The following is a 24,070-nucleotide window of genomic DNA, read 5'->3' as shown; positions in this document are numbered from 1 at the left end:
CGGCGCGCCGCGACATCCGGATGCCGCGGCGCGCCGTCGCTCAGGCCGGCACCGTGGCGCGAGCCGCCCGCCCGGCCGCGAGCTCGAGCCGCTCCCCCGCCCACCGGCGACGCAGCCACCGGTCGTGGCTGGCCACCACGACCGCACCCGGGTAGGCGCCCAGCGCCTCCTCGAGGTCGGTCGCGAGCGCGAGCGAGAGGTGGTTCGTCGGCTCGTCGAGCAGGAACAGGTGCGGCGGCCGCGCGAACACCAACGCCAACGCGAGGCGCCGCTGCTGTCCGACCGAGAGCGCCCCGATCGGCCTCGACTCGTCGCGGGCGGCGATGAGTCCCAGGCTCGAGAGCGGCACCTGCTCGGCCCGCCGCTCACCGAGGGTGCGCTCGTAGATGCGGTGCACCGCGGCATCCGGATCTCCGAAGCGCACGTCCTGTTCGAGCAGTTGCACGCGAAGCCCGCGGCGACGCTGCACCGAGCCGGCATCGACGCGCTGGATGCCGGCGAGCACGTTCAGCAGCGTCGACTTGCCCGCGCCGTTCGCACCCGTGACGAGCATCCGGGCCATCGCAGGCACCTGCAGCGACGGCACCGAGAGGCGACCCTCGACCACGGCATCCGTCACCTCGACGAGCAGGCCTGGTGCCTCGTCGAGCGCGTGCGACCCCTGCGGGATGCCCGCGAAGGTGAGCGGCGCCGGCGGCTTCGGCACCTGGTCGCGCTCGAGCACCTCGAGCCGCACCTCGGCGTTGCGCACTCGCCTCGCGATCGTGCGATCGACGTTCTCGCCCTTGAAGTGACGGATGAACTTGTCGTTGTCGGTCGCCGCCCTGCCGTGCGCGACGGTTCTCGCCGCACCGCTGCGATCGAGGTCGGCACGGAGTCCGAGGAGCTCCTGCTGCTCGGACTCGTACTGGCGCTGCCAGCGTTGCCGCTCATCGGCCTTGACCGCGAGGAACTCGGTGAAGCCCCCGCCGAACACCGTGCCACCGGATGCCGCGAGCAGGTCGTCCTGGCTCGCGCGCTCGGCGCTCGCGTAGATCGGCGGCCCCGCCCGCCCGGCGGACGGGCCCGACTCCACCGCGGCCACCGCGCCGAGCCGAGCCGGATCGAGGTCGACGAGCCCCGTCGCCAGCCGATCGAGGAACTCCCGATCGTGGCTGGCGAAGAGCACCGGCCCGCTCCACGCGCGCAACGTATCCTCGAGGAACGCCGCGGCGTCGTCGTCGAGGTGGTTCGTCGGCTCGTCGAGCAGCAGCGCCTCAGGTGCACGCAGCAGCAGCGCCGCGAGCGCGAACCGGCTGCGCTGGCCGCCCGACACCTCGGCGACCCGGCGCTCGAGCGACACGTCGCCGACGCCGAGCCCGCGAAGCAGCTCGTCGCGCCGTGCGTCGGCGCTCCACACCTCGGCGTGCTCGGCCGCGGCGAGCGCCCGCGCATACCGGTCGGCGGATGCCGCGGCCGCACGTTCGTCGCCCCGCGACCCGCCGTCGGCCATGCCGTCGGCGAGCGCGGCCGCCGCCTCGTGGAGCTCGCGCTCGATGGCGCGCACCTCCCGGAGCGCGTGCTCGAGCACGTCGCCGAGGCGATCATGCGGGGCGAACGGCAGCTCCTGCGAGAGCAGGCCGGTGCGCAACGGCCGGGTGATGCGGCCGTCGGCGACGAGGTCCGTCGCGTCGCGGGCGCCGAGCGCCGCGACGCCCGCATCGAGCGGGGAGCCCGAACCCGGCGGGCCGTCTGCCGTTCGGCCGCCGGCGGCATCCGTCGTCGAACCCGAGGCGAGGAGCCTCAGGAGCGTCGACTTGCCCGCGCCGTTCTCGCCGATGAGGCCGAGACGCTGACCCGGGGCGACCGAGAAGCCGAGATCGCTGAAGACGCGGCGATCGGGGTACTGCGCCGAGAGTCCGTCGGCGCGCAGATAGGAGGAATACGAGACGTGTACCGACATGCGGAACGCCCTTTCACGAATGCTCCCGAGCCGTCGACGGATGCCGCGCGCAGGCGGTCGGTCGAACGGTGCACCGCACGGTGCCGTCGCACGCGCATGGCAGCGCCGACGGCCCGGGAGCGGAGAAGGATCCCGCCGGGCATTGCCGAGATGGATGCAGCCGTCACCGTCGCGAACAGTGGAATGGGTACACCCGGTGTCTACGGCGCCTCAGGCGCGGGACGGTGGGAGTACTCACTTCATAGCGGGTACGACGATAGCAGAGGATCTGCCGAAAAGGCTATGCCTGGATCTGCAGCGCCTTCGCCGTCTCGGCGAGCGACGCCTCGGCCGCGGCCGGATCGCTCGAGAGCGTCGTGCCGTAGCCGGGGATCATCTCGCGGAGCTTCGGCTCCCACTCGGCCATGCGGTCGGGGAAGCAGCGAGCGATGACGTCCAGCATGATCGGCGCGGCCGTCGAAGCCCCAGGCGAGGCGCCGAGGAGGCCCGCGATCGTGCCGTCGGCGCCGGTGATGACCTCGGTGCCGAACTGGAGGATGCCGCCCTTCTCGGGGTCCTTCTTCATGACCTGCACGCGCTGGCCGGCCGTGATGAGCTCCCAGTCTTCAGTCTTCGCCGTCGGCATGAACTCGCGCAGGGCCTGCATCTTCTTCTCGCGGTTGGCCATGAGCTCGCCGACGAGGTACTTCACGAGGTCGAAGTTCTTCAGGCCCACCTGGATCATCGGGCCGAGGTTGTGCAGGCGGATCGAGAACGGCAGGTCGAACCAGGTGCTCGTCTTCAGGAACTTCGGCGTGAACCCGGCGTACGGGCCGAAGAGCAGCGCGGTCTCGCCGTCGACGACGCGCGTGTCGAGGTGCGGCACCGACATCGGCGGGGCGCCGACGGCGGCCTTGCCGTAGACCTTGGCCTGGTGCTGGGCGACGAGCTTGGGGTTCGTGGTGCGCAGGAACTGCCCGGAGATCGGGAACCCGCCGAAGCCCTTGATCTCGGAGATGCCCGAGTGCTGCAGCAGGGCGAGGGCGCCGCCGCCGGCGCCGACGAACACGAAGCGCGCGTTCACGGAGCTGGGCGTGCCGCCCACGAGGTGCTTCACGCGCAGGCGCCAGGTGCCGTCCTTCTGGCGCTTCAGGCGGGTGACCTGATGGTTCGTGTGGATCTCGGCGCCACGCTCGGCGATGTCGGTGAAGAGGAACTTCGTGAGGGCGCCGAAGTCGACGTCGGTGCCCGAGACGATGCGGGTCGCCGCGACCTTCTGCTTCGGGTTGCGCTTCTTCGCGAGGAGAGGGGTCCACTCGGCGATGCGCTCGAGGTCTTCGGTGTACTCGAGGTCGGGGAACAGCGGCTGGTCCTTCAGCGCGGCGACGCGCTTCTTCAGGTACTCGATGTTCGCGGCGCCGCGCACGAACGTCATGTGCGGCGCGGTGTTGATGAAGTTGTGCGGCTCGGGCAGCGCCCCGATCGACACGAGGTACGCCCAGTACTGGCGGCTGATCTGGAACTGCTCGTTGATCGAGACGGCCTTGGCCGCGCTCACGCTGCCGTCGGGGTTCTCGGGCATGTAGTTCAGCTCGCAGAGCGCGGCGTGGCCGGTGCCTGCGTTGTTCCACGCGTTCGAGGACTCCTGCGCGACCTCGCCGAGGCGCTCGTAGACGCGGATGGACCAGTCGGGCTGAAGCCTGGAGATGAGGGAGCCGAGCGTCGCGCTCATGATGCCCCCGCCGATCAGGACGACGTCGACCGTTTCCGCTGAATTCACGGATTCCAGTGTATGCGCCGTCTGGGGTGTGCCCGACCACGGCAGTTCGACGTCGAGAGACCTCGGGTCCTGTCGGAATGCGGCGCTGACCGGCCGCGATCGGGGCGAGCGGATGCCGCGGGCTGTGCGGCAGGGCGAGGCGGCCGCCCGCGGCATCCGCTCGTCGTCAGAGCGCCGCGATGCCGCCGCCGATGAGGCCGACGCCCGCGACGACGAGGCCGACGGTGAGCGAGAGGGCGCCGATCCAGAGCAGGGCGATCGCTCGGCCGGGCTTCTGCGGGTCGGTGCCGAGCACCGAGAGGAAGAACCCGGCGGGCATGAGGATCGCGGCGACGGGGGCTCCGAGCCTCGCCACCCACATCCACGCGTCGTCGAGCGCCGCCGCCTCGAGCACGCCGAGGATCGCGACCGAGAGCACGAGCAGCACGGCCGCGTGCGCGTGCCCCGCGCGGAAGAAGTTCTGCTGCAGGCGGTTGGCCGGCGCCAGGCCTCGCACGACCCTGGTGAGGAAGTAGCCGCCGCTCTCGACCGTGACGAGGGCGAGCAGCAGCGTGCCGATCAGGATGAGGTCGATCGCGTGGTTCATGCTCGATTCCCTTCGGGGTTTCATGATTGGATAGTGATGCTCTCCAATATTAGAGAGTTGCACTATCCAATGCAAGGAGTCCAGATGCGGATGTCAGCCCTCGCCGCCGAGGCGGACCTGCCCGTCGCGACCGTGAAGTACTACCTGCGCGAGGGGCTCCTGCACCCGGGCACCGCGACCGGGGCCACCCAGGCCGTCTACGACGCCGGCCATGTGCGCCGCCTGCGACTCGTGCGCGCCCTCGTCGGCCCCGTGGGACTCAGCGTGCAGCAGGCTCGCACCGTGCTCGAGCTCGTCGACGAGCCGGGCGGCGACCTCTACACGACGCTCGGCCGCGCCGTCGGCACCTTGCCGCCGAGCGCAGCACCCGCCGGCGAGGCATCCGACCCCTACCCGCGCGCCCGCGCCGCGCTCGAGGCGCTCGGCCAGGTCTACGACCCCGAGTTCGCCGCCGTCGCGCAACTCGAGGGGGCGCTCGCCGCCGCCGAGGATGCCGGCCTGCCGATCGGCGCCGACCGCCTCGCCGCCTACGGCCGGGCCGCGGCCGACATCGCCGCATTCGACCTCTCGCGCATGCCGGCCGAGCCGCACGCCGCCGTCGAGTACACCGTGCTCGGCACCGCGCTCTACGAGCCCGTGCTGCTCGCGCTGCGCCGCCTCGCGCACCAGGATGCAGCGGTCAGGCTCCTCGCGCAGACGGACTGAGCGGCTGCGGCGCCGCCGGAGCCGCCGGAGCCGCCGGAGCGTGACCTCAGGACCCGACGGGCTCCGTCTCGCGCGCGACCTCCACGCGTTCGACCCGTGTTCCGCGGGCGACCGCGCTGCGTGCTCGCTCGAGCGCCTCGGGGCTCGCGCCCGCCGTTGCGAGGGCGAGCAGGGATGCACCGACGATCGGAGACGCGTCGAGCATCTCGATCCTGGCGCGCGGCGCCACGACGGCGAGGCCGGACGTGATGCCCGAGATGAGCCGTGGATCCGCCGCACGGATGATGCCGCCGCCCAGCACGATCGGGATCGCGCGATCGGCGAGCCCGAGGCGCGTGACGCACGCACGGGCGAAGGCCACGATCTCGTCGGCCTGCCGGTCGACAAGCTCGGCCGCCACCGCGTCGCCCGACCGTGCGGCCTCGAACACCGCGGGGGCGAGCGCGGCGAGATCGTTCGAGTCTCGCCGGCCGAAGTGCAGGTCCTCGATGAGCGCCTGCACCGAGGCCACGCCGAGACGATCGACGATCGCCGTCGTGAGCGCGGTGCGCGGGCCACGGCCGTCGACATCCCGTGCGGCATGCCACAGGGCCTGCTCGCCGAGCCCGCTGCCGCCGCCCCAGTCGCCCGAGAGGCCGCCGAGGGAGGGGAAGCGCACGTCGGCCCCGTCGGCGCGCACGCCCACCGCGTTCACGCCCGTGCCGCAGACGATCGCCACGGCGTCGGGCTCGTCGGTGCCGGCGCGCAGCAGGGCGTAGAGGTCGTTGGCGACCGTCGTCGAATCGCCGGCCCAGTCGAAGCCCGCGACCGCGGCCGCGTACTGCTCGACCTCGATCGGCAGGTCGAGGCCCGAGACGTAGAGGCCCGCATGCACGACGCGCGATCGCCCCGCGACCGAACGCACGAGTCCGTCGACGACGGCGACCGCCTCGCCGAGGCCCTCGAAGTGCGGGCTCGACCCGCCGCCGCGCGCATGCGCCACGAGCTCGCCGTCGATCGTGAGGGCGACGGCGTCGGTCTTCGAACCGCCCGCGTCGACCGCGACGATGACGCCGCTCAACGCGCCCACTCCAGGAACGGGGCGTTCTCGGCCATGAGCAGGTCGGTGAGCCGCTCGGCCCGCTCGTGCTGCAGCACGAGCGGGTGCGCGCGCATCGCCCGGAGCACGCGGTCGCGACCGCCGTGCACCGCCGCATCGAGGGCGAGCCGTTCGTAGCCGGCGACCGAGGCGATGAGGCCGCGGATGTCGTCGGGCAGCGGAGCGACGGGCTCGGCGTGGAATCGCCCGTCGCGGAACACGGCCGGCACCTCGATGACGTGGTCGTCGGGCAGGAACGGCAGCACGCCGTCGTTGCGCAGGTTGACCACTCGCGAGCGGCTCGCGCCGTCGCGCATCGCCGCGAGCAACTCGATCGCAGCCTCGGAGTAGAAAGCGCCGCCACGACCCTCGAGCGCCGCGGGCTTCTCGTGCTGCGCGGGGTCCGCGTAGAGCTCGAGCAGCTCGCGCTCGATCGCGCGCACCGCCTCGGCCCGCGTCGGCTCGTGCAGCTGCTCGCGCAGGACCTCGTCGTGCGCGTAGTAGTACCGCAGGTAGTAGGAGGGCACGACCCCGAGCTGCGCGATGAGCTCCGGTGCGAGGTGCACCTCGTCGGCGAGGTCGCCGAGCCGGTGCTGCAGCAGCCCGGGCAGCCGGTCGTCGCCGTCGATGACGACGCTCCGCTCCCAGGTCAGGTGGTTGAGGCCGACGTGGCCGAGGCTCACGCGGTCGTGCTCGACGTCGAAGAGCGAGGCGAAGCGCCGCTGGAAGCCGATGGCGACGTTGCAGAGGCCGACGGCGCGGTGGCCCGCCTCGAGCAGGGCGCGCGTCACGATGCCCACGGGATTCGTGAAGTCGACGATCCACGCGTCGGGCTTGGCGTGCTCGCGCACGACGTCGGCGATGCGGAGCACCACCGGCACGGTGCGGAGCGCCTTCGCGAGCCCGCCGGGCCCGGTGGTCTCCTGGCCGATGCATCCGGCCTCGTGCGGCCACGTCTCATCGGCGTGGCGGGCGTCCTGCCCGCCGACCCGCAGCTGGATCAGCACGGCGTCGGCGTCGGAGACGCCGGCCACGAGGTCGGTGGTGCCGATCACCTTCGCGGGGTGCCCGGCGTGCTCGAGCATCCGCTGCGACATGCCCGAGACGAGCGCGAGGCGCTGCGGGTCGGGGTCGACGAGACGGATCTCCTCGAGCGGGAGCGTGTCGCGCAGGCGGGCGAACCCGTCGATGAGTTCGGGGGTGTAGGTCGAGCCTCCGCCGACGATGGCGAGCTTCATGGGTCCTCGATTCGGTTCATATCACACCTCGCGCCTGGCACGAGATGCGGGGTCGATGATCAGGGCGGATGCCCCGTGGCATCCGCCGTTCGACGGTGGGTCGGGTCAGGTGGAGAGCGAGATGTCGGCCTCGAGGTGGTCGCGGATCTGCTCCACGAGCTGTTGGCGCGCACCGAGGAGCACCGGCTGGGCGCCCGTGCCGCTCGTGCGCAGCGCGAGCTTCGGGTGGGCGGCCGCGTCGACGCGCTCGGCGACGAGCTCGACGAGCCGGGGTCCGCCTGCCGTGCCGGTCGGCCCGCCGAGCACGATCATCGAGGGATCGAGGATCGCGAGCAGCGGGTTGACGGCGAGGATGACGCGATCGGCGAGGGCCGACATCGCCGCGTCGTCGTGGGCGAGGCGCGGCAGCACGTCGGCGAGCGTCTCACCGTCGGAGCTCAGGAGCCTCGCCACCGCGGGGCCGCCGAGCAGGTCGGTGAAGTCATTGGCTCCCGGCGCGAGCGGCTCGGCCGTGCGCGGCACCGCGAGGTAGCCGATCTCGCCCGCACCGCCGGAGGCGCCGCGGTGCACGACGCCGCCGAGGTCGAGGCCGACGCCGAGACCGTCGCCGATCCAGAACAGCGCGAAGCTCGCGGCATCCTGCGCGACGCCCGACGAACGCTCCGCCATGGTCGCGAGGTTGACGTCGTTGTCGATCGTCACCTCGAGGCCCAGTTCGCGCTCGATGCGGGCGCGAGCCCCGACGGCCGGCCAACCGGGCAGCGTGTCGGTGAACGAGAGCTCGTCGCCGTCGACGAAGAACGCCGCCTGCACGCCGATCATCACGCGGCTGACCGTGTGCTCGTCGATGCCCGCCTCGGCGCAGGCCGCGCGCACAGCCACGCGCACGTCACCCTCGGGCGAGCGATCGTGCCCGTCGGTCGGGACCTGCACGATCGGATGCTCGTGGTCGGCGGCGTCGACCACGACGGCCTGGATGGCGCGGTCGAGGATCGAGATGGCGACGCCCGTGATGCGATCGGTGCGGACGCCGTACGTGATCGCATTGGGCCCCCGGCCGCCGGATCGCTCGCCGACCGGGTGGATGAGCCCGACGCGCTCGAGCCGTGCGAGCATCTGCGACGCCGTGGGCTTGGAGAGGCCCGTGAGCTCGCCGAGCCGAGACCTGGTCAGCGGACCGTGCTCGAGCAGGAGGCGGAAGGCGGCACGGTCGTTGCGCGCCGCGAGCCACGTCGGGGTGCCCGGGTCGATCTGGCTCATGCCGTCCGCCTCTCTCGTGTCGGTATTCGTGGTCACTCTATCTGAAAAGAATGTTTACTGATTGTCGACTCACCCGCCGCTCCGCACCTCGTCGCGCAACCGACCGAGGCGCTCTGGGTCGGCCGCCGCCTCGAGCAGCGACTTCGTGTACTCGTGGCGGGGATCGAGGATCACCTGCTCGCTCGGCCCCCGCTCGACGATCTCACCGCGGTACATCACCAGGATCTCGTCGGAGAAGTGCCGCGCCGTCGCGAGGTCGTGGGTGATGTAGAGCACGCCCAGCTGCTCCTGCCGTTGCAGCTCGGCCAGCAGGTTGAGCACGCCGAGGCGGATCGAGACGTCGAGCATCGAGACCGGCTCGTCGGCGATGATGAACCGCGACCCGGGGGCGAGTGCTCGCGCGATCGCGACCCGCTGCCGCTGGCCGCCCGAGAGCTCGTGCGGTCGGCGATCGGCGAACGTCGCCGCCGGCGAGAGCCGGACCCGCTCGAGCAGCTCATCGGCCCGTTCACGGATCTGCCGCCCCGAGAGTCCGGGGTTGTGGATGCGCAGCGGCCGCTCGAGGTGGTGCCGGATCGGGTGGAACGGGTTCAGCGAGCTGAACGGGTCCTGGAACACCATCTGCACGTCGCGCCGGTACCTGGCGAGGGCGGCGCCCCTCGTCGCGCTCGGGCGCCCGTCGAGCAGGATCCCGCCCGACGTCGGCGTCTCGAGCTTGGCCATCATGCGCGCGATCGTCGACTTGCCCGACCCGCTCTCGCCGACGAGGGCGATCGTGCGACCGGGCTCGAGCGTGAACGAGACGTCCTTCACGGCATGCAGCGTGCGCACGCTGACGCCGCTGCGCAGCCGGAAGTCCTTCACCAGGTTGCGCGCCTCGAGCGTCGTGCGCTCGGGCACAGGGCCCCGCCCGCTCATGCCGCGCCTCCGCTCGCCGCGCCCGTGCGGATGAAGTCGCCGCGCTCACCGCGCAGGCTCGGGAAGCTCGAGAGCAGTCGCCTCGTATACGGATGCTCCGGGGAGCGGAAGATCTGCTCGGATGCGCCCTGCTCGATGATCTCGCCCTCGAGCATGATCGCGATGCGGTCGCTGATCTCGATGAGCAGCGGCAGGTCGTGGGTGATGAAGATCACCGCGAATCCGAGGCGCTCTCGGAGCCGCATGATCTCGCGGATGATGCCGCGCTGCACGACCACGTCGAGCGCCGTGGTCGGCTCGTCCATGATCATCACCTGCGGATCGAGGGCGAGCGCCATCGCGATCATGACGCGCTGTCGCATACCGCCCGACAGCTCGTGCGGGAAGCTCGACAGACGCGCGGGGTCGACGCCGACGAGCGTCAGCAGCTCTGCGCATCGCGCGTCGCGCTCGGCGCGTTTCATCTTCGGACGGTGCGTGAGGAACACGTCGGCCAACTGCTTGCGCACGTTCATGACGGGGTTCAGGGAGTTCATCGAGCCCTGGAAGACCATCGACACCTTGTCCCACCGGAACCGGCGCAACGACTCGCCGTCGAGGGCGACCACGTCGATGTCGGCACCGGATGCGTCATGGAACACGACCTCGCCGCCGGTCATGAGCGCCGGCGCCTTCAACAGCCGGTTCAGCCCGTAGGCGAGGGTCGTCTTGCCGCAGCCCGACTCCCCCGCGAGGCCGAGGATCTCGCCCCGGTGCAGGGTGATGGATGCCCCGCGCACGGCCTTGACGGGCGGGTCCACCTCGTACTCGATCGAGACGTTGCGCGCGGTGAGCACCGGTTCGCCGGCGGTCGAGACGGCGCCGATGCTGCTCGGGATGGAATCGATGGCGTTCATGCGAATGCTCCGCTGTCGGCGACGCCCTTGCCGGCCTTGGCGGCCCTGCGCTGGCGCTTCGCGTTCTCAGGCGCGAGCCTGAGCTTCGGGTTCACGACCTCGTCGATCGCGAAGTTGATGAGGGAGAGGCCGGCGCCGAGGGCGGCGATGATGAGGCCCGGCGGCACGAACCACCACCAGGCGCCCGTGCCCACGGCTTGGCCGGTCTGCGCGTCGTTCAGCATCGTGCCGAGCGTGATCGACCCCGTCGGCCCGAGGCCGAGGTAGGAGAGGCCCGCCTCGCCGAGCACCGCGAAGATGACGCCGAAGATGAACTGCGCGGCGAGCAACGGCACGAGGTTCGGCAGGATCTCGACGAAGATGATGCGGCCCGGCTTCTCGCCCGCCACGCGGGCGGCGGCGACGTACTCGCGGGTGCGCAGCGAGCGGGCCTGTGCTCGGAGCACCACCGCCGATCCGGCCCAGCCGGTGATGCCGAGCACGAGGGCGACGAGCAGGGAACTCCTCGCGAGCGGCCCGAGCCCCTCGGCGTTCTGCACGTACGCCGCGATCACCATGACGACCGGGAGGCCCGGGATGACGAGGACGATGTTCGTGAAGAGGGTGAGCACTTCGTCGAGCACCCCGCCGAAGTATCCGGCGAACACGCCGAAGATCACTGCGAGCAGCAGGGCGACGATGCCGGCGACGAGGCCGATGAAGAGGGAGCCCTGCGTGCCCCAGGCGAGCTGGGAGAAGACGTCGTAGCCGAGCTTCGTCGTGCCGAGCCAGTGCTCTGCCGACGGCGGCTGCAGCGCCTCGTTGCTCGAGTCGCGCGGCGGCTGGGCGATCATCGGGCCGAAGATGCCGAAGAGCGTGATGAGGGCGACGATCACGACGCCCGTGATGAGCTTGCCAGAGCGACTCGGCAGGAGGTGGCGGAACCGGCCGCCGCGGGTCGACCGGGCGACTGCGAGGGCCGCGGTCGCCGACGCCTCGCGGGCGGTCTCGCGCACGGCCTCGGCGGACACCGGGGCCTGGAACAGGGCGTCGTCGCCCGTGGCGTAGCCGGAGTCCTCGTCGGGACGGACGAGTGTGGGTCGGGAGTCATCCATTGTGTCGCACCCTCGGGTCGATGAAGCCGTAGATCAGGTCCATGAAGAAGTTCGCCGCGAGCACCGTGAGCGTGATGACGAGGAACACGCCCTGCATCAGCGCGTAGTCGAGGCCCTGGACCGCCTGGATCATGAGCTTGCCGATGCCCGGGTAGCTGAACACCTGCTCCATGACGATCGAGCCGGCGACGACGAAGCCCAACGCGATCCCGAACCCCGCGAGGCTCGGGATGGCGGCGTTGCGGGAGGCGTACTTCGTGCGCACGCGGCGCGGGGTGAGGCCCTTGGCCTCGGCGGTGACGACGTAGTCCTCCGACATCGTCGAGACCATCATGTTGCGCATGCCGAGGAGCCAGCCGCCGACCGACGAGATCACGATCGTGGTCGCCGGGAGGATGGCGTGGTAGACCGCGCTGCCGATGAACGCCCAGCTGAGCTCGGGGCCCGCCGGGAACTCGAACACGTCGTAGCCGCCGACGATCGGGAACCACCCCAGTTGCACCGAGAACACCGCCACGAGCACGAGCGCCAACCAGAAGTACGGGATCGACTGGAAGACCGTCGTGACCGGCACGAGGTGGTCGAGCTTGGTGCCGCGCCGCCACCCCACCCATGCGCCGACGACGATGCCGAGCATGAATGAGATGACGGTCGCGACACCGACCAGCGTGATCGTCCACGGCAGCGCCGCGGCGATGAGGTCGGAGACGGTTGCCGGGTACCGCGTCGAGGAGACACCGAGGTCTCCCTGCAGCAGCCGGCCCCAGTACGCCAGGTACTGGTCCCACATGGACATGTCCTTCCCCGCCCCGAGGATGGAGGTGATCGCCTGGATCGTCTCCTCCGAGAGCGGACGCCCGCCGCTCGCACGCCGGAGCTTGCCGAGCATGATCGCCGCAGGGTCGCCCGGGAGCAGGCGCGGGAGCAGGAAGTTGAGCGAGATCGCCGCCCAGAGGGTCACCAGGTAGAAGGCGACCCTTCTCAGGTAGAAGCTCATGCCGCCGCCGTCCTCGAGTTGGGAATGGTTCGTTCCATGGGACCGCTCGGCCTACTTCGCGGGCGTGAGGTGCGCGAGCACGACCGCGTTGGCCACCGCGAGGTAGGGCAGCGGCGCGGCGTACAGGTCGTCCTCGGTCGGCCATCCGCTGAACTTCTCGGTGTTGAAGAAGGACTGCGAGGCGTTCAGCACCACGGGGATGTACGGCAGGTCGCGGGCGATCTCGGTCTGGATGGCGGAGTACGCCTCCTGCTTCGCCGCGACATCCTGGGTCGAGCCGGCCGCGAGCACGGCCGCGTCGACGATCGGGTTCGTGTAGCGCGAGTAGTTCTGCCCGACGAGCGGCATCTCGCCGACCTTCGCGGTCGAGGTGCCGGCGAAGTACTCGTGGTAGTTGGAGTACGGGTCGGCGACGAGGCTCTGCGTGAGTCCGTACAGGGCCATCTGGAAGTCGCCGTTCTGGATCGGGGTCCAGTACTCGGCGTCGGAGACCGTGCGGGCGTTGATGCGGATGCCCGCCTCCGCCGCCTGCTCGGAGATGAGCTTCGCTGCGTCGTTGTAGTCGGTCCAGCCGTCGGGCGAGAACAGGTCGATCTCGAAGGCCGTGCCGCCCTTGCCGTAGAACCCGTCGGCGTCCTTCGTGTACCCGGCCGCCTCGAGGATGGCGCCGGCTTCGGCGGCATCCGCCGTCTGCGGGCTGGTGGCGAGCTCGGGGTCGCCCAGCCACTGCTCGTCTCGCGGCTGGAGGGTGAACGACGGCGAGGACTCGCCCGCGAGGCCGGCGAACGCCTTGTCGGCGATCGTCGCGCGGTCGATGGCGACGTTGATCGCCTGGCGGACCGCGGGGTCGGTCTGCGGGCCCTCGCAGCCGAGGTCGGCGTTGGCGCAGGTCGTGATGGTGGTCGGGTCCTGCTGCTGGTTCATCGTCGTGATGTTGCCCTTGCCGGTGACGGCGTCGGGGTTCGCGATGAACTGGCCGACCCAGTCGATCTTGCCGGTGGTCAGCAGGTCCTGCGACGACTGGTTCGAGTCGAGCCCCACGTACTGGACCTCTTCGACGGCGGGCGCGCCGTCGCGGAACTCGTCGTTGGCCTCGACGGTGTACGCCGCGTCGGAGAAGCTCTTCAGCTTGTACGGGCCGGAGCCGACCGGCTCGGGGTTCGTCTCGGCCATGAAGTCGTCGATGTCGGCCCAGATGTGCTCGGGGATGATGTACGTCGAGCCGAGGGTGAGCGAAGCGCTCGTGAACTGCGGTTCGGTGTAGGTCAGCACGACGGTCGTGTCGTCGGGGGCCTCGGCGGAGACGAACTGCTCGGACTTGTTCGAGCCGTAGCCGAACGTGAAGGCGACATCGGCCGCCGTGAGCGCCTCGCCGTCGTTCCACTTCAGGTCGGGCTTGATCGTGACGGTGAGCGTGCGGCCGTCTTCGCTGTACTCGTAGGAGTCGCCGATGAGTCCCATGGGCTCGTCGGCCGAGAGCTGGTTGAAGAAGAACAGCGGCTCGTAGATCGCACCGAAGGTCGCGTGCACGGCCGTGTCGACGGCGAACGGGTTGAAGTTGTTGTTGATCGGGGTGGCGCTGCCCGCCCAGACCCGCAGGACGGCGCTGTCGCCGCTGCCGCCTCCGGCCGACGGGGCGCAGCCCGTCATTCCCAGTGCGATCGCGGCCGCTCCGGCGGCGAGTGCCACCGCGAAGGAGCGTTTGGTTCGAGTCATCTCCGGCATTCCTCTCGTGCTTCGTTGCGTGGAAGGTGGTGCAGTGCAGTGACGCCGCGCGCAGGATCTCGGTGCTCACGCGTTACTGGAAGCGACCCTAACAGAAAAGGTAGTAACTGGAAACAAGTCATTCAGTTTCTGTTTCCGGTTCGTTTCGGTCCCGGATCGAATGTGCGAACCGTCGGCGCGCACGACGGAAGCGCGGCCCCGACCAGGTCGGGACCGCGCTTCCAGGTGCTGCGAGGCTGGGCCGACTCTCAGGCGAGCAGGGCGGCGAGCGCCGGCAGCTGCGCCGGGTCCTCGAGGGCGGATCCGACGGCGACGGTGCGCACGCCGGCATCGAGGTAGGCGCGCGCGTTCGACGCATCCATGCCGCCGGTCGCCACGAACCGCGCCTGAGGGAACGGGCCGGACATCGCACGGAACCACGGCACGCCGAGCAGCGACGCCGGGAAGGCCTTCATCCACGTGAGGCCGAGCGCGAGCGCCGCCTGCACCTCGGTCGCGGTCGCGACGCCCGGCAGCGACGGCATGCCGGCCGCCGTCGAGGCGCGCACGACGGCGGGGTCGAATCCGGGGCTCACGGTGAACGCGGCGCCCGCCGCCGCCGCGAGCTCGACGTGGCGGGTCGAGAGCACGGTGCCCGCGCCGACCAGACGGCCCTCGGGGCGGCCGGCTTCGGCGACCGCGGCGAGCGCCGCGACATCCGCCTCGGACTGGATGGGCAGCTCGACCATGTCGATGCCGAGGTCCCACGCGGTGCGGGCGAGTTCGAGGCTGCGCGCCTCGCCGAGGCCGCGGAAGAGCGCCATGAGCGGCCGCCCGGCGAACATCGCGTCGAACTCGGCGTTCGAGACGGCGGCGTCGGTCGGGATGGACGGCACGGGAGCGGCGGCGGAAGCGGAAGCGGAAGCGAATTCGGGGGTCATCGGGTGCCTCTCGGGACGTCGGCGGTGTCGGCGATGGTGAGCACGGCGCGTTCGTGGCCGGCGCGGAGTCGCTCGTCGGGGGCGGCGCCGCGGAGCATGGCGTGCAGGTATCCGGCGGCGAACGCGTCACCCGCGCCGACGACCTCGACCACGTCGACGACGAGCGCGGGCACGTGCACGCCCTCGGCGCCTCGCTCGTACGAGGTCGCACCGACCGCGCCGTCCTTCACGACGAGTTCGCGCACGTCGGGCAGCAGCCCGCGCACGTGGTCGGGCGTCTGCGCACCCCAGAGCGCCTGGGCCTCGTCGAGGCCGACGAACACGACGTCGGCACGCGCGGCGAGGGCGAGCAGGCGCCGAGCCGCGGCATCCGCCGAAGGCCAGAGCGATGCCCGCAGGTTGACGTCGAAGCTGACGGGCACGCCGGCGGCCGCCGCGCGGTCGAGGATCGCGTCGATGAGCGCGTCGCACGAGCCCGAGAGCGCCGGCGTGATGCCGGAGACGTGCACGAGGCGCACGTCGGCGATCGGCAGCGTGTCGACGAAGGCGGGCTCGAGCCGCGAGGCCGCGGAGCCGGCGCGGTAGTACTGCACGCCGTTGCCCGGGTCCTTCACGTAGAGGCCGGTGGGCGCCGAGGCGTCGCGCCGCACCCAGGCGGTGTCGACGCCGTGCTCGCGCACCTGGCGCAGCAGCCGTCGGCCGAGCGCGTCGTCGCCGACGGCGCTCGCCCAGGCGGCGGGGGTTCCGAGTGCGGCGAGGTGCGCTGCGACGTTCGACTCGGCGCCGCCCGGGTCGAGGTGGAACGCGATGGCGGACTCGAGCGGTTCGGCGACGGCCGGCGCCACGAGCACCATCGTCTCTCCGACGGTGAGCACTTCTGGGCGCGGGGTCACGACCCCTATGCTTGCTGGTGTGCAGATTCGGCGCAAGCCGGTTGCAACATGTGCAACATCTATCGACCCGGGGCGCCGACCAGCGCGATGGCCGGGGCACCGACCAGAGCAATTGAGGAGCAGCGGATGTCACGCCGAACCGACGACCTCGCCGACGAGGTGCTCTCGCCGGGCGACACGGGCCTGCCGGCGCGCGCCGCCGGCCTGACCGTGCGCGAGTTCCTCGCGACGAAGCCGCGGCTGGGCGAGTTCTGGACTCCGCTCACCGTGCTCGACGCCGAGGCGATGCGCGGCAACGCCGCGACGATCCAGGCGTGGGCGGAGTCGAAGGGCATGGAGCTCATGCCGCACGGCAAGACCACGATGGCGCCCGCCCTCTGGAACCTGCAGCTCGAGATGGGCGCGACCGGCCTCACGCTCGCGACCCCCGGGCAGGTGCGCACCGCGCGCTCGTTCCGGGTGTCGAGCATCATGCTCGCGAACGCGCTCGTCGCGCCGGCCGCGCTCGCGTTCATCGCCGGCGAGCTCGCCGACCCCGACTTCTCGTTCCGGTGCTGGGTCGACTCGGTCGACACCGTCGCGGCGATGGAGCGCGGGCTCGCGGAGTCGCTCGCCGGCACGGATTCCGCGCTCCCCCGCCCGATCGACGTCCTCGTCGAGCTCGGCGCGCCGGGCGGCCGCACGGGGGCACGTTCGCTCGAGCAGGCCGTCGAGCTCGCGCAGCGCGTCGCCGACTCCCCGGTGCTGCGGCTCGTGGGCGTCGCGGGCTACGAGGGCAGCCTCGGGCACGACCGGTCGCCGGCGGCCCTCACCGCCGTGCGCGGCTACCTCTCCGGTCTCGTCACCCTGCGCGACCTCCTGCTCGACCGGGGCCTGCTCACGCCGGGTGGCATCGCCGCCGACGACGTCATCGTGAGCGCCGGCGGCAGCGCCTACCTCGACCTCGTCGCCGAGGTGTTCGCCCCCGCGATCGCAGCGGATGCCGCGACCGGCCGCCGCACCCGATGGATCCTCCGCTCGGGCGCCTCGCTGCTGCACGACCACGGGTTCTACCGCGGCATCTCGCCGCTCGACGACCTGCTCGAACCGGCGATGCGCGGCTACGCGCGCGTCGTCTCGCACCCGGAGCCCGGCCTCGCGCTGCTCGACGGCGGCAAGCGCGATTTCCCGTACGACGAGGGCCTGCCCGTGCCGCTCGGGGCCGCCGCCGCGATCGGGGGCGACGAGCGGTCGCTGGACGAGGCATCCGTCACCGCCCTGAACGACCAGCATGCGTATCTCCGCGCCGACGAGCTCGGCACGACCCTGCCGGTCGCGATCGGCGACGTCGTGTCGCTCGGGCTCTCGCACCCGTGCACCGCCTTCGACAAGCGCCGCTGGTTGCCCGTCGTCGAGCGTGCCGGCAGCGACGTGGTCGTCGACCTCGTGCGGACGTTCTTCTGATGACCGCACCGACGCACGTACCGTCGCACGGCGAACGCGGGCCCCGCGTCATCCGCGATGTGATCGTGGTCGACGGCGATTCGGGGCCGGTCGCCGAACTCGGCGAGCCGGTCGACGTCGTGGTCGAGGGCGAACGCATCGCCCGCGTCGAGCCTCGCGGCAGCACGCGCGACGCCGACCTCGACACGACGCAGGTCATCGACGGCCGCGGACGCCTGCTGCTGCCCGGGTTCATCGACGCCCACGCGCACGCCGACGGCCTCGTCTTCGACCCCGACGTGCAGCTCGCGCTGCTGCGGCAGGGCGTCACGACCGTCATCGGCGGGCAGGACGGCGTCTCGTACGCCCCCGGCGACGGCACGTACGCGAGCGAGTACTTCGCCGCGATCAACGGCCCGCACCCGGGCTACCGCGGGGGCGGCATCCGCGAACTGCTGGCCTCGTACGACGACGCCACCGCCGTGAACCAGGCGCTGCTCGTGCCGGCGGGCACCGTGCGCCGGCTCGTCTGCGGGCGATCGGCGGAGGACGCGAGCCGGGCCGAGCTCGACGCGATGCTCGCCCTGGTCGCCGAGGGCCTCGCCGACGGCGCCGTGGGCCTGTCGACCGGACTCGACTACGTGCCGGGCGCCTTCGCCACGACCGAGGAGCTCGCGCGCCTCGCCGAGCCGGTCGCCACGGCGGGCGGCGTGTACGTCTCGCACATGCGCGGCGGCTACGAGTCGGGCTCCGCCACGGGCATCGACGAGATCCGGGCGATCGCGCAGCAGTCGGGCGCCGCCGTGCACGTGTCGCACTTCCACGCCGAGCCGCACCTCGTGCACGGGCTCATGGCGGGGCTCGCGGCATCCGGCGTCGACGCGAGCTTCGACGCGTACCCGTACACGCGCGGCTGCTCGATCCTGGCGATGCCCCTTCTGCCCGCGTCGATCACCGTGCGCCCGACCGCCGAGGTGCTGGCCCTGCTCTCGGATCCGGTCGAGCGGGCGCGCCTGCTCGCCGAGTGGTTCCCGACCATCGTCGACTACCCGAGCCTCGGCCCCGACTGGCCCGAGATGCTGACCCTCGCGCACGTCGCCGCCCCCGCATTCGGATGGGCGCACGGCCTGACGATCGGCGCAGCGGCGGCCCGCTCAGGCACCACGCCCGCCGAGTTCGCGCTCGACGTGCTCGTCGCGTCGCGGCTCGAGGTCAACGTGGTCATGGCCGTGCGGTACGCGCGCACCGACGCCGACCTCGCGTCGATCCTCACCCACCCGTTCGCGATGGGCGGCTCCGACGGCATCTTCGTCGGCGCCCACCCGCACCCGCGGGCCCGCGGCTCGTTCGCCCGCTACCTGCACTCGCTCGTCGTCTCGCAGGGGGTCATGAACTGGGCGGATGCCGCGGCGCTCGTCTCGACGAGGGCCGCCGACCGGTTCGGGCTCGGCGACCGGGGGCGCGTGCGTCCGGGCGCCGTCGCCGACCTCGTGCTCGTGGATCCGGCGCGCATCGCCGACCGCGCGACCTATGAAGATCCGCTCGCCCTCGCCGAGGGCATCGACGACGTGCTCGTCGCCGGCGTGCCGGTGCTCGCAGGCGGGCGACTCACCGGCGCGACGCCCGGCCGCGGCATCCGTCGCTCGACCTGCCCGAAGGAAGCCTGACATGTCGCAGTCCGTCACCCGCGCCGCGCGCATCATCGACGCCATCGCCGCCGATCCGCGCACCGTCGCCGAGCTCGCCGAGGCCTTCGACCTGCACCGGTCGACGATGTTCCGCGAGCTGCAGGCGCTCGAGGAGGTCGGCTGGGTGCGCCGCCGGGGCAACGGGCGCTACACGCTCGGCACCCGGCTCGCCGCGCTCTCGAAGGAGGCGCTCGACTCGCTCGACCTGCGCGAGGCCGGCTCGGCGCATGTGCGGCGGCTGCAGCGGCGCGTCGGCAACACCGTGCACCTCGCGGCGCTCATGGACCGCTCGATCGTCTACGTCGACAAGGCCGAAGACGAGTCGGGCGTGCGCATGTACTCGCGCGTCGGCAAGGCCGTGATCCCGTACTGCTCGGCCGTCGGCAAGGCGATCCTCGCGAACCTCGACGTGCCCCGGCGCGACGCCGTGCTCGACGGCGTCACCTGGGAGCGCTTCACCGACCTCACCATCACGACCCGCGAACGCCTCGACGAGGAGCTCGCGCGCGTGCGCGCCCGCGGCTGGGCCACCGACGACCGCGAGTTCGAGCCGTACGTCAACTGCCTCGCCGTGCCCATCGAGAGCCAGCTCGGCGTCGTCGGCGCGATCTCGGTGACGGCCGTGCGCATGGTCGCCGACCTCGACCGGCTGAAGTCCCACCTGCCCGCGCTCCGCGAGGCCGCCGCCGCCATCTCGGCCGAGATCGGCTGACGGCGCCCCGACCGCCGAAGACCCGACCACCGAAGACCTGAACAGCGAACGACCGAACACCGAACACCCACTGGAGGAACCATGTCCAAGACCGCCGTCACCCTGTCGAACGCCCCCAAGCCCGCCGGCCCCTACAGCCACGGCGTGGTCGCCAACGGCTTCCTGTACACGGCCGGCTTCGGCCCGCAGGACCCGGCCACCGGCCTCGTCGTCGAGGGCGGTGCCGCCGAGCAGACCCGCCAGGTGCTGCGCAACATCGGCGCCGTGCTCGCGGAGTACGACCTCTCGTTCGACGACGTCGTGAAGGTCACCGCGCACCTCGAGGACCTCGCCGACTTCGCCGAGTACAACGTCGCCTACGCCGAGTTCTTCACCGAGCCCTACCCCGTGCGCACCACGGTCGGCTCGCGCCTCGCGAACATCCTCGTCGAGATCGACGTGGTCGCCGCGATCCCGCAGGACTGACCCGGTGATCGGCGCACGCCGCCCCTTCCCCTCGTAGACTGGGCCGACACCGGCCGCTGGGGAGGGGGCGACGTGCCGAACGATGCCCCGCGCGGCGACGAGCCCGTCGTGCGCCACGACCGCGATGACGCACGCTACGTGCTCCGCGGCTCGACGTCGCCCTCGCCCGACGCGAGTTCGGCCGACGAGTCGGCAGCCCGCATCCCCGCCGGCGGCAGCGCTCCCGGTGCCGCTCCAGGTCTCGCCCCCGGCCCCCGTCCCGCCGCACGGCGGCCGAGTCGGGCGCTGCCCATCGCTCTCATCGCCGCCGCAGCGCTGCTGCTCCTCGCCCTCGCCGCATTCGCGACGTCGCTCATCATCGTGTCGCAGCAGCCCGAAGGCAATCCGCTCCGGGATCGTGCGCTCTTCGTCGACCCCGATTCGAACGCCGCCCGTGCGGCCGAGGCATCCGGCACCGAGGAGCAACGTGCGGCTGCCGCGCGGATCGCCGAATCCCCCTCCGCGATCTGGCTCACGCCGGAGCGCGTGCAGCCCGGAACGGCGTCCGGCGTGGTCGCCGACACCGTGGCGCAGGCGAAGACCACCGGCGCGCTCCCGGTCTTCGTGGTCTACGGCATCACCGACCGCGACTGCGGCGGGTTCTCGTCGGGAGGCCTGCCGGGCGACGAGTACCTCGACTGGGTCGACGAGATCGCCGCAGGGCTCGGCGACCGCACGAGCATCGTCGTGCTCGAGCCCGACTCCCTCGCGCTCGCGTCCGAATGCCCGGACCCCGACGCGCGCACCGAGCTCGTGCGATCCGCACTGGAACGCTTCTCGGGCACCGGCGCCGAGGTCTACCTCGACGGCGGGCACTCCGCGTGGCTGCCCGCCGCCGACATGGCGGAGCTGCTGCGCGCCGCGGGCGTCGACCAGGCCCGCGGCTTCGCCACCAACGTGTCCAACTCGCAGGCGACCGACGCCGAGGCCACCTACGCCATGCGGATCTCCGACGCGCTCGGCGGCGCGCACGCGATCATCGACACGTCGCGCAACGGCGCAGGGCCGCCCACCGACGGCGAGTGGTGCAACGCAGCCGGTCTCGCACTCGGCGACGAGCCGCACGCGCTCGACGACCCGGTCGTCGACGCGGTGCTGTGGGTGAAGCCGCCAGGCGAGAGCGACGGTACGTGCAACGGCGGGCCGGCCGCAGGGACCTGGTGGCCCGAGCAGGCGGAGGAGCTGGTCGCGAACGCCGATCGGCTCGCTGGAGGATCATGATGAACGGGGGAACACATGACGGCACGTGACCGCGTCGCGGTGATCATCGAGGACGATGCGGACATCCGCCGCCTCCTCGAGGAGGTGCTCGAGCAGGGCGGGTTCGAGACGCACAGCGCCGGCAACGGACTCGACGGGGTCGAGAAGGTGCGCCGCTACCGGCCGACGCTCACGACCCTCGACGTCAGCATGCCCGGCATCGACGGCTTCGAGGCGGCCAAGCGCATCAGGGCGTTCAGCGACACCTACCTCATCATGCTCACCGCCCGGACCGAGGAGATCGACACCCTGATGGGCCTCGAGTCGGGGGCCGACGACTACATCGCGAAGCCGTTCCGCCCGCGCGAGCTCCGCGCGCGGATCGACGCCATGATGCGCCGCCCTCGCCTCGCCGTCGCGGGAGGCGAGGGCGACCCGTCTTCGGTGGGTTCGGCAGAAGCCGTGACGCCCGACGCCTCAGCCGGAACGGCGGCGCCGCTGAAGCCCGGAGTGCCCGCCGAACCGTCGACGACGCCCGCGCAGCCATCCCCGGCAGCCGCCGTCGTCGTGCCGGCGACCGCCGCGGGCGACGAGGGGTGGATCGAGCACCGGGGCCTCCGCCTCGAACCCGACATGCGCCTCGTGGTCGTCGACGGCGACGAGGTCGAGCTCACGCGCAGCGAGTTCGACCTGCTCAGCCTGATCATCTCCTCGCGCCGGCGCGTACGCAGCAAGGCCGACCTCGCCCTCGCGCTCCGCGGAGAGAGCTACGTCACGTCGTACTACGTGAGCGACGCCGACAAGCGCGCCGTCGAGGTGCACCTCGCCAACCTGCGACGCAAGCTCGGCGAGAACGCCAGCCAGCCACGCTGGATCGAGACCGTCCGCGGCGTGGGGTACCGGCTCACCGCAGACGACGGGGCGTGAACGCGACGACGGATGCCCCGCCTCGGTCGAGGCGGGGCATCCGTCGTTCCCGCGGCAACCGTCAGGTCCGCGGCATCCGTCATCAGACCTTGTAGCCGTGGTGGCGGCGCACCAGCTTGCCGAACATGCCGAGCGTCTGCAGCACCGTGATGGTGCCGAGCACGGGCCAGCCCACCCAGAGGATCGACGACTGCACGACGGGGCTGAGCTGGGTCCAGATCGCGACCATGGCGATCACCGCGGCGAGCGCGATGAGCATCGGTGCCAGGTAGGCGTGCCCCGAGCCGCGCTCGGCCTTGGCCTGGGCGGCCCAGTTGTCGACCTGCTTCTTGCTGGCGAACTTCGTCCAAGCCCTCGTGAAGTGCCCGATGCGCACCCACATGTACACCTCGGCCGGCACCAGCAGGGCGGCGAACAGGATGTCGCGCACCGAGCGGTGCTCCATCGACAGGGCGATGCGGAGGTTCAGCAGGATGGCGACGACGGGCGGGATCAGCCACACGGGGCTGAACACGAACGCGCCGATCGAGAGCGACCCGGCGAGCAGCACGAGGAAGAGGATGCGGCTGAGCGCGTTGATCGCCATCGACGCGTTCTCCCACCAGCGCAGGCGCAGGTTGGGGTGGAGGGGCTGGCCCTTCGTGTCACCGCGCTGACCGGGCCACATGAGCTCGATGGCGCCGTAGTTCCACTTGACCTGCTGGGCGTCGAGCGCACGCAGGGTCGTCATGCCGCCCACGTCGGCGCGAGCACGCGCGCTGATCTTGGTGAGGTATCCGGCGCTCTTGATCTGGAGCGAGAGGAGCGAGTCCTCGACCTCGCTGTCCTTGACCCACGGGGTGGTCTGACGGTTCGCGGCCATCGCGTCGCGAAGCGCGTGCGTCGCGAAGATCGAGTACTGGCCGCCGAGCACGGCCATGTTGCGGCCCCGCAGCATGTTCTGCATGTTGAACGCGGCGAACTGCGCCCGCTGGCCGGCGATGAGGAACGGTGCGACGACGCCCTTCATGTCGTGGTCGTCGATCGAGTAGATCGCCGAGATGCCGCCGATGCGGCTGTCCGAGGCGATCTCGGCCTCGAGGAACTCGACGGCGCGCTCGTCGGCGACCGTGTCGCCGTCGACGCCGAGCAGGAAGTCGAGGCCCTCGACGAGCGTGTAGCCGTAGTTCAGGGCGCCGACCTTCTTGTCGGGGTTCTTGCCGATGTCGTGCACGAAGATCTCGGTGAACTGCTCGAGTCCGTTCTCGTCGATGCGCGTGTGCGCTCCGGCGAAGGCCGCGGCGACCTCGACGGTGCGGTCGGTCGTGTTGTTCACGACGACGTGCACCACGTCGGGCAGTCGCGTCTGAGCGAGCAGCGACTCGAGGACGGCGCCGATCGACGCCTCCTCGTTGTAGGCGGGGACGATGCAGCCGATCGTCGAGCGGGTGGACGGGAGGGTGTCCACGAGCGCGGCGAAATCGTCGACGTACGCTTCGAGTTCGGGAGCGGGAAGCGGCCGGACGTACGAGTCCGCGATGTCCGAGCCGTCTCGCTTGACGGCCCCGTGGGCGATGGGGCTGGCGACGACACCGGTCATCATGGAACTCCTTCGATGTAGTGGTGC

21 protein-coding genes are annotated in these 24,070 nt (G+C 71.6%); 7 read left to right on the top strand and 14 right to left on the bottom strand.

What is annotated here, in order from left to right:
* Window positions 1-40: 40 nt before the first annotated feature.
* The 3 genes from ASE68_RS20845 to ASE68_RS05350 all read right to left on the bottom strand — a co-directional run bounded on the left by ASE68_RS20845 (window position 41) and on the right by ASE68_RS05350 (window position 4,287).
* Window positions 41-1,942, bottom strand: coding sequence for an ATP-binding cassette domain-containing protein (locus ASE68_RS20845; protein WP_055855891.1), 1,902 nt, complete (start codon window positions 1,940-1,942; stop codon window positions 41-43).
* 280 nt (window positions 1,943-2,222) lie between these two features.
* On the bottom strand, window positions 2,223-3,701 hold the full coding sequence (locus ASE68_RS05355) for a malate:quinone oxidoreductase (RefSeq protein ID WP_255353496.1): 1,479 nt from the start codon (window positions 3,699-3,701) through the stop codon (window positions 2,223-2,225).
* A 166-nt stretch (window positions 3,702-3,867) separates the two neighbouring features.
* Window positions 3,868-4,287, bottom strand: coding sequence for a hypothetical protein (locus tag ASE68_RS05350; protein ID WP_055855890.1), 420 nt, complete (start codon window positions 4,285-4,287; stop codon window positions 3,868-3,870).
* An 84-nt stretch (window positions 4,288-4,371) separates the two neighbouring features.
* On the opposite strand from ASE68_RS05350, the gene ASE68_RS05345 reads away from it, so the two are divergent.
* A complete protein-coding gene (locus ASE68_RS05345) occupies window positions 4,372-4,992 on the top strand; it encodes a MerR family transcriptional regulator (protein ID WP_055855888.1) in 621 nt (206 codons plus the stop codon).
* A gap of 46 nt (window positions 4,993-5,038) precedes the next feature.
* Here the strand turns inward: ASE68_RS05345 and ASE68_RS05340 are convergent, their stop codons facing one another.
* From ASE68_RS05340 to ASE68_RS05295, 10 genes are all read right to left on the bottom strand, one after another.
* Complete coding sequence (locus ASE68_RS05340; protein ID WP_369800061.1) at window positions 5,039-6,052, bottom strand: N-acetylglucosamine kinase; 1,014 nt, start codon at window positions 6,050-6,052, stop codon at window positions 5,039-5,041.
* Window positions 6,049-7,308, bottom strand: coding sequence for a 6-phospho-beta-glucosidase (locus ASE68_RS05335; protein WP_055855885.1), 1,260 nt, complete (start codon window positions 7,306-7,308; stop codon window positions 6,049-6,051). Before ASE68_RS05335 ends, ASE68_RS05340 begins: the two co-directional genes overlap by 4 nt.
* A 105-nt stretch (window positions 7,309-7,413) precedes the next feature.
* Complete coding sequence (locus tag ASE68_RS05330; RefSeq protein ID WP_055855882.1) at window positions 7,414-8,568, bottom strand: ROK family transcriptional regulator; 1,155 nt, start codon at window positions 8,566-8,568, stop codon at window positions 7,414-7,416.
* A 69-nt stretch (window positions 8,569-8,637) separates the two neighbouring features.
* The gene (locus tag ASE68_RS05325; RefSeq protein ID WP_055855879.1) at window positions 8,638-9,486 is read right to left on the bottom strand and encodes an ABC transporter ATP-binding protein; all 849 of its coding nucleotides are present in this window, start codon (window positions 9,484-9,486) and stop codon (window positions 8,638-8,640) included.
* Complete coding sequence (locus ASE68_RS05320; protein ID WP_055855876.1) at window positions 9,483-10,382, bottom strand: ABC transporter ATP-binding protein; 900 nt, start codon at window positions 10,380-10,382, stop codon at window positions 9,483-9,485. Before ASE68_RS05320 ends, ASE68_RS05325 begins: the two co-directional genes overlap by 4 nt.
* Window positions 10,379-11,476 (bottom strand): ABC transporter permease, encoded by a 1,098-nt coding sequence (locus ASE68_RS05315; RefSeq protein WP_082462034.1) that lies wholly within the window; start codon window positions 11,474-11,476, stop codon window positions 10,379-10,381. The genes ASE68_RS05320 and ASE68_RS05315 overlap by 4 nt, the downstream gene beginning before the upstream one ends.
* Window positions 11,469-12,473: an ABC transporter permease gene (locus tag ASE68_RS05310; RefSeq protein WP_055855874.1), complete on the bottom strand. Its 1,005-nt coding sequence runs from the start codon at window positions 12,471-12,473 to the stop codon at window positions 11,469-11,471. The genes ASE68_RS05315 and ASE68_RS05310 overlap by 8 nt, the downstream gene beginning before the upstream one ends.
* A gap of 51 nt (window positions 12,474-12,524) precedes the next feature.
* Window positions 12,525-14,189 carry an ABC transporter substrate-binding protein gene (locus tag ASE68_RS05305; RefSeq protein ID WP_055860774.1) on the bottom strand — a complete coding sequence of 555 codons (1,665 nt, stop codon included), beginning with the start codon at window positions 14,187-14,189 and terminating at the stop codon, window positions 12,525-12,527.
* Window positions 14,190-14,446: 257 nt separating this feature from the next.
* Entirely contained in the window at window positions 14,447-15,118 is a 672-nt protein-coding gene (locus tag ASE68_RS05300; protein WP_082462033.1) for a bifunctional 4-hydroxy-2-oxoglutarate aldolase/2-dehydro-3-deoxy-phosphogluconate aldolase, read from the bottom strand.
* On the bottom strand, window positions 15,115-16,011 hold the full coding sequence (locus tag ASE68_RS05295) for a sugar kinase (RefSeq protein WP_082462032.1): 897 nt from the start codon (window positions 16,009-16,011) through the stop codon (window positions 15,115-15,117). The genes ASE68_RS05300 and ASE68_RS05295 overlap by 4 nt, the downstream gene beginning before the upstream one ends.
* A 126-nt stretch (window positions 16,012-16,137) precedes the next feature.
* On the opposite strand from ASE68_RS05295, the gene ASE68_RS05290 reads away from it, so the two are divergent.
* The 6 genes from ASE68_RS05290 to ASE68_RS05265 all read left to right on the top strand — a co-directional run bounded on the left by ASE68_RS05290 (window position 16,138) and on the right by ASE68_RS05265 (window position 22,464).
* Window positions 16,138-17,454: an alanine racemase gene (locus tag ASE68_RS05290; protein WP_055855871.1), complete on the top strand. Its 1,317-nt coding sequence runs from the start codon at window positions 16,138-16,140 to the stop codon at window positions 17,452-17,454.
* Window positions 17,454-19,100: an amidohydrolase family protein gene (locus ASE68_RS05285; protein WP_055855869.1), complete on the top strand. Its 1,647-nt coding sequence runs from the start codon at window positions 17,454-17,456 to the stop codon at window positions 19,098-19,100. Before ASE68_RS05290 ends, ASE68_RS05285 begins: the two co-directional genes overlap by 1 nt.
* A 1-nt stretch (window position 19,101) precedes the next feature.
* The gene (locus ASE68_RS05280) at window positions 19,102-19,833 is read left to right on the top strand and encodes an IclR family transcriptional regulator (RefSeq protein ID WP_055855866.1); all 732 of its coding nucleotides are present in this window, start codon (window positions 19,102-19,104) and stop codon (window positions 19,831-19,833) included.
* 81 nt (window positions 19,834-19,914) lie between these two features.
* Complete coding sequence (locus tag ASE68_RS05275; RefSeq protein WP_055855863.1) at window positions 19,915-20,298, top strand: RidA family protein; 384 nt, start codon at window positions 19,915-19,917, stop codon at window positions 20,296-20,298.
* A 72-nt stretch (window positions 20,299-20,370) separates the two neighbouring features.
* The gene (locus ASE68_RS05270) at window positions 20,371-21,558 is read left to right on the top strand and encodes a glycoside hydrolase family 6 protein (RefSeq protein ID WP_055855861.1); all 1,188 of its coding nucleotides are present in this window, start codon (window positions 20,371-20,373) and stop codon (window positions 21,556-21,558) included.
* Window positions 21,559-21,573: 15 nt separating this feature from the next.
* On the top strand, window positions 21,574-22,464 hold the full coding sequence (locus tag ASE68_RS05265; RefSeq protein WP_055855858.1) for a response regulator transcription factor: 891 nt from the start codon (window positions 21,574-21,576) through the stop codon (window positions 22,462-22,464).
* Between the two features lie 82 nt (window positions 22,465-22,546).
* On the opposite strand, the gene ASE68_RS05260 is transcribed toward ASE68_RS05265, so the two are convergent.
* Window positions 22,547-24,043, bottom strand: coding sequence for a glycosyltransferase (locus ASE68_RS05260; protein WP_082462323.1), 1,497 nt, complete (start codon window positions 24,041-24,043; stop codon window positions 22,547-22,549).
* Window positions 24,044-24,070 lie beyond the last annotated feature (27 nt).

It is taken from the genome of Agromyces sp. Leaf222, assembly GCF_001421565.1.
Taxonomy (GTDB): Bacteria; Actinomycetota; Actinomycetes; order Actinomycetales; family Microbacteriaceae; genus Agromyces.
This window is presented reverse-complemented; position numbering and strand designations above follow the sequence as displayed.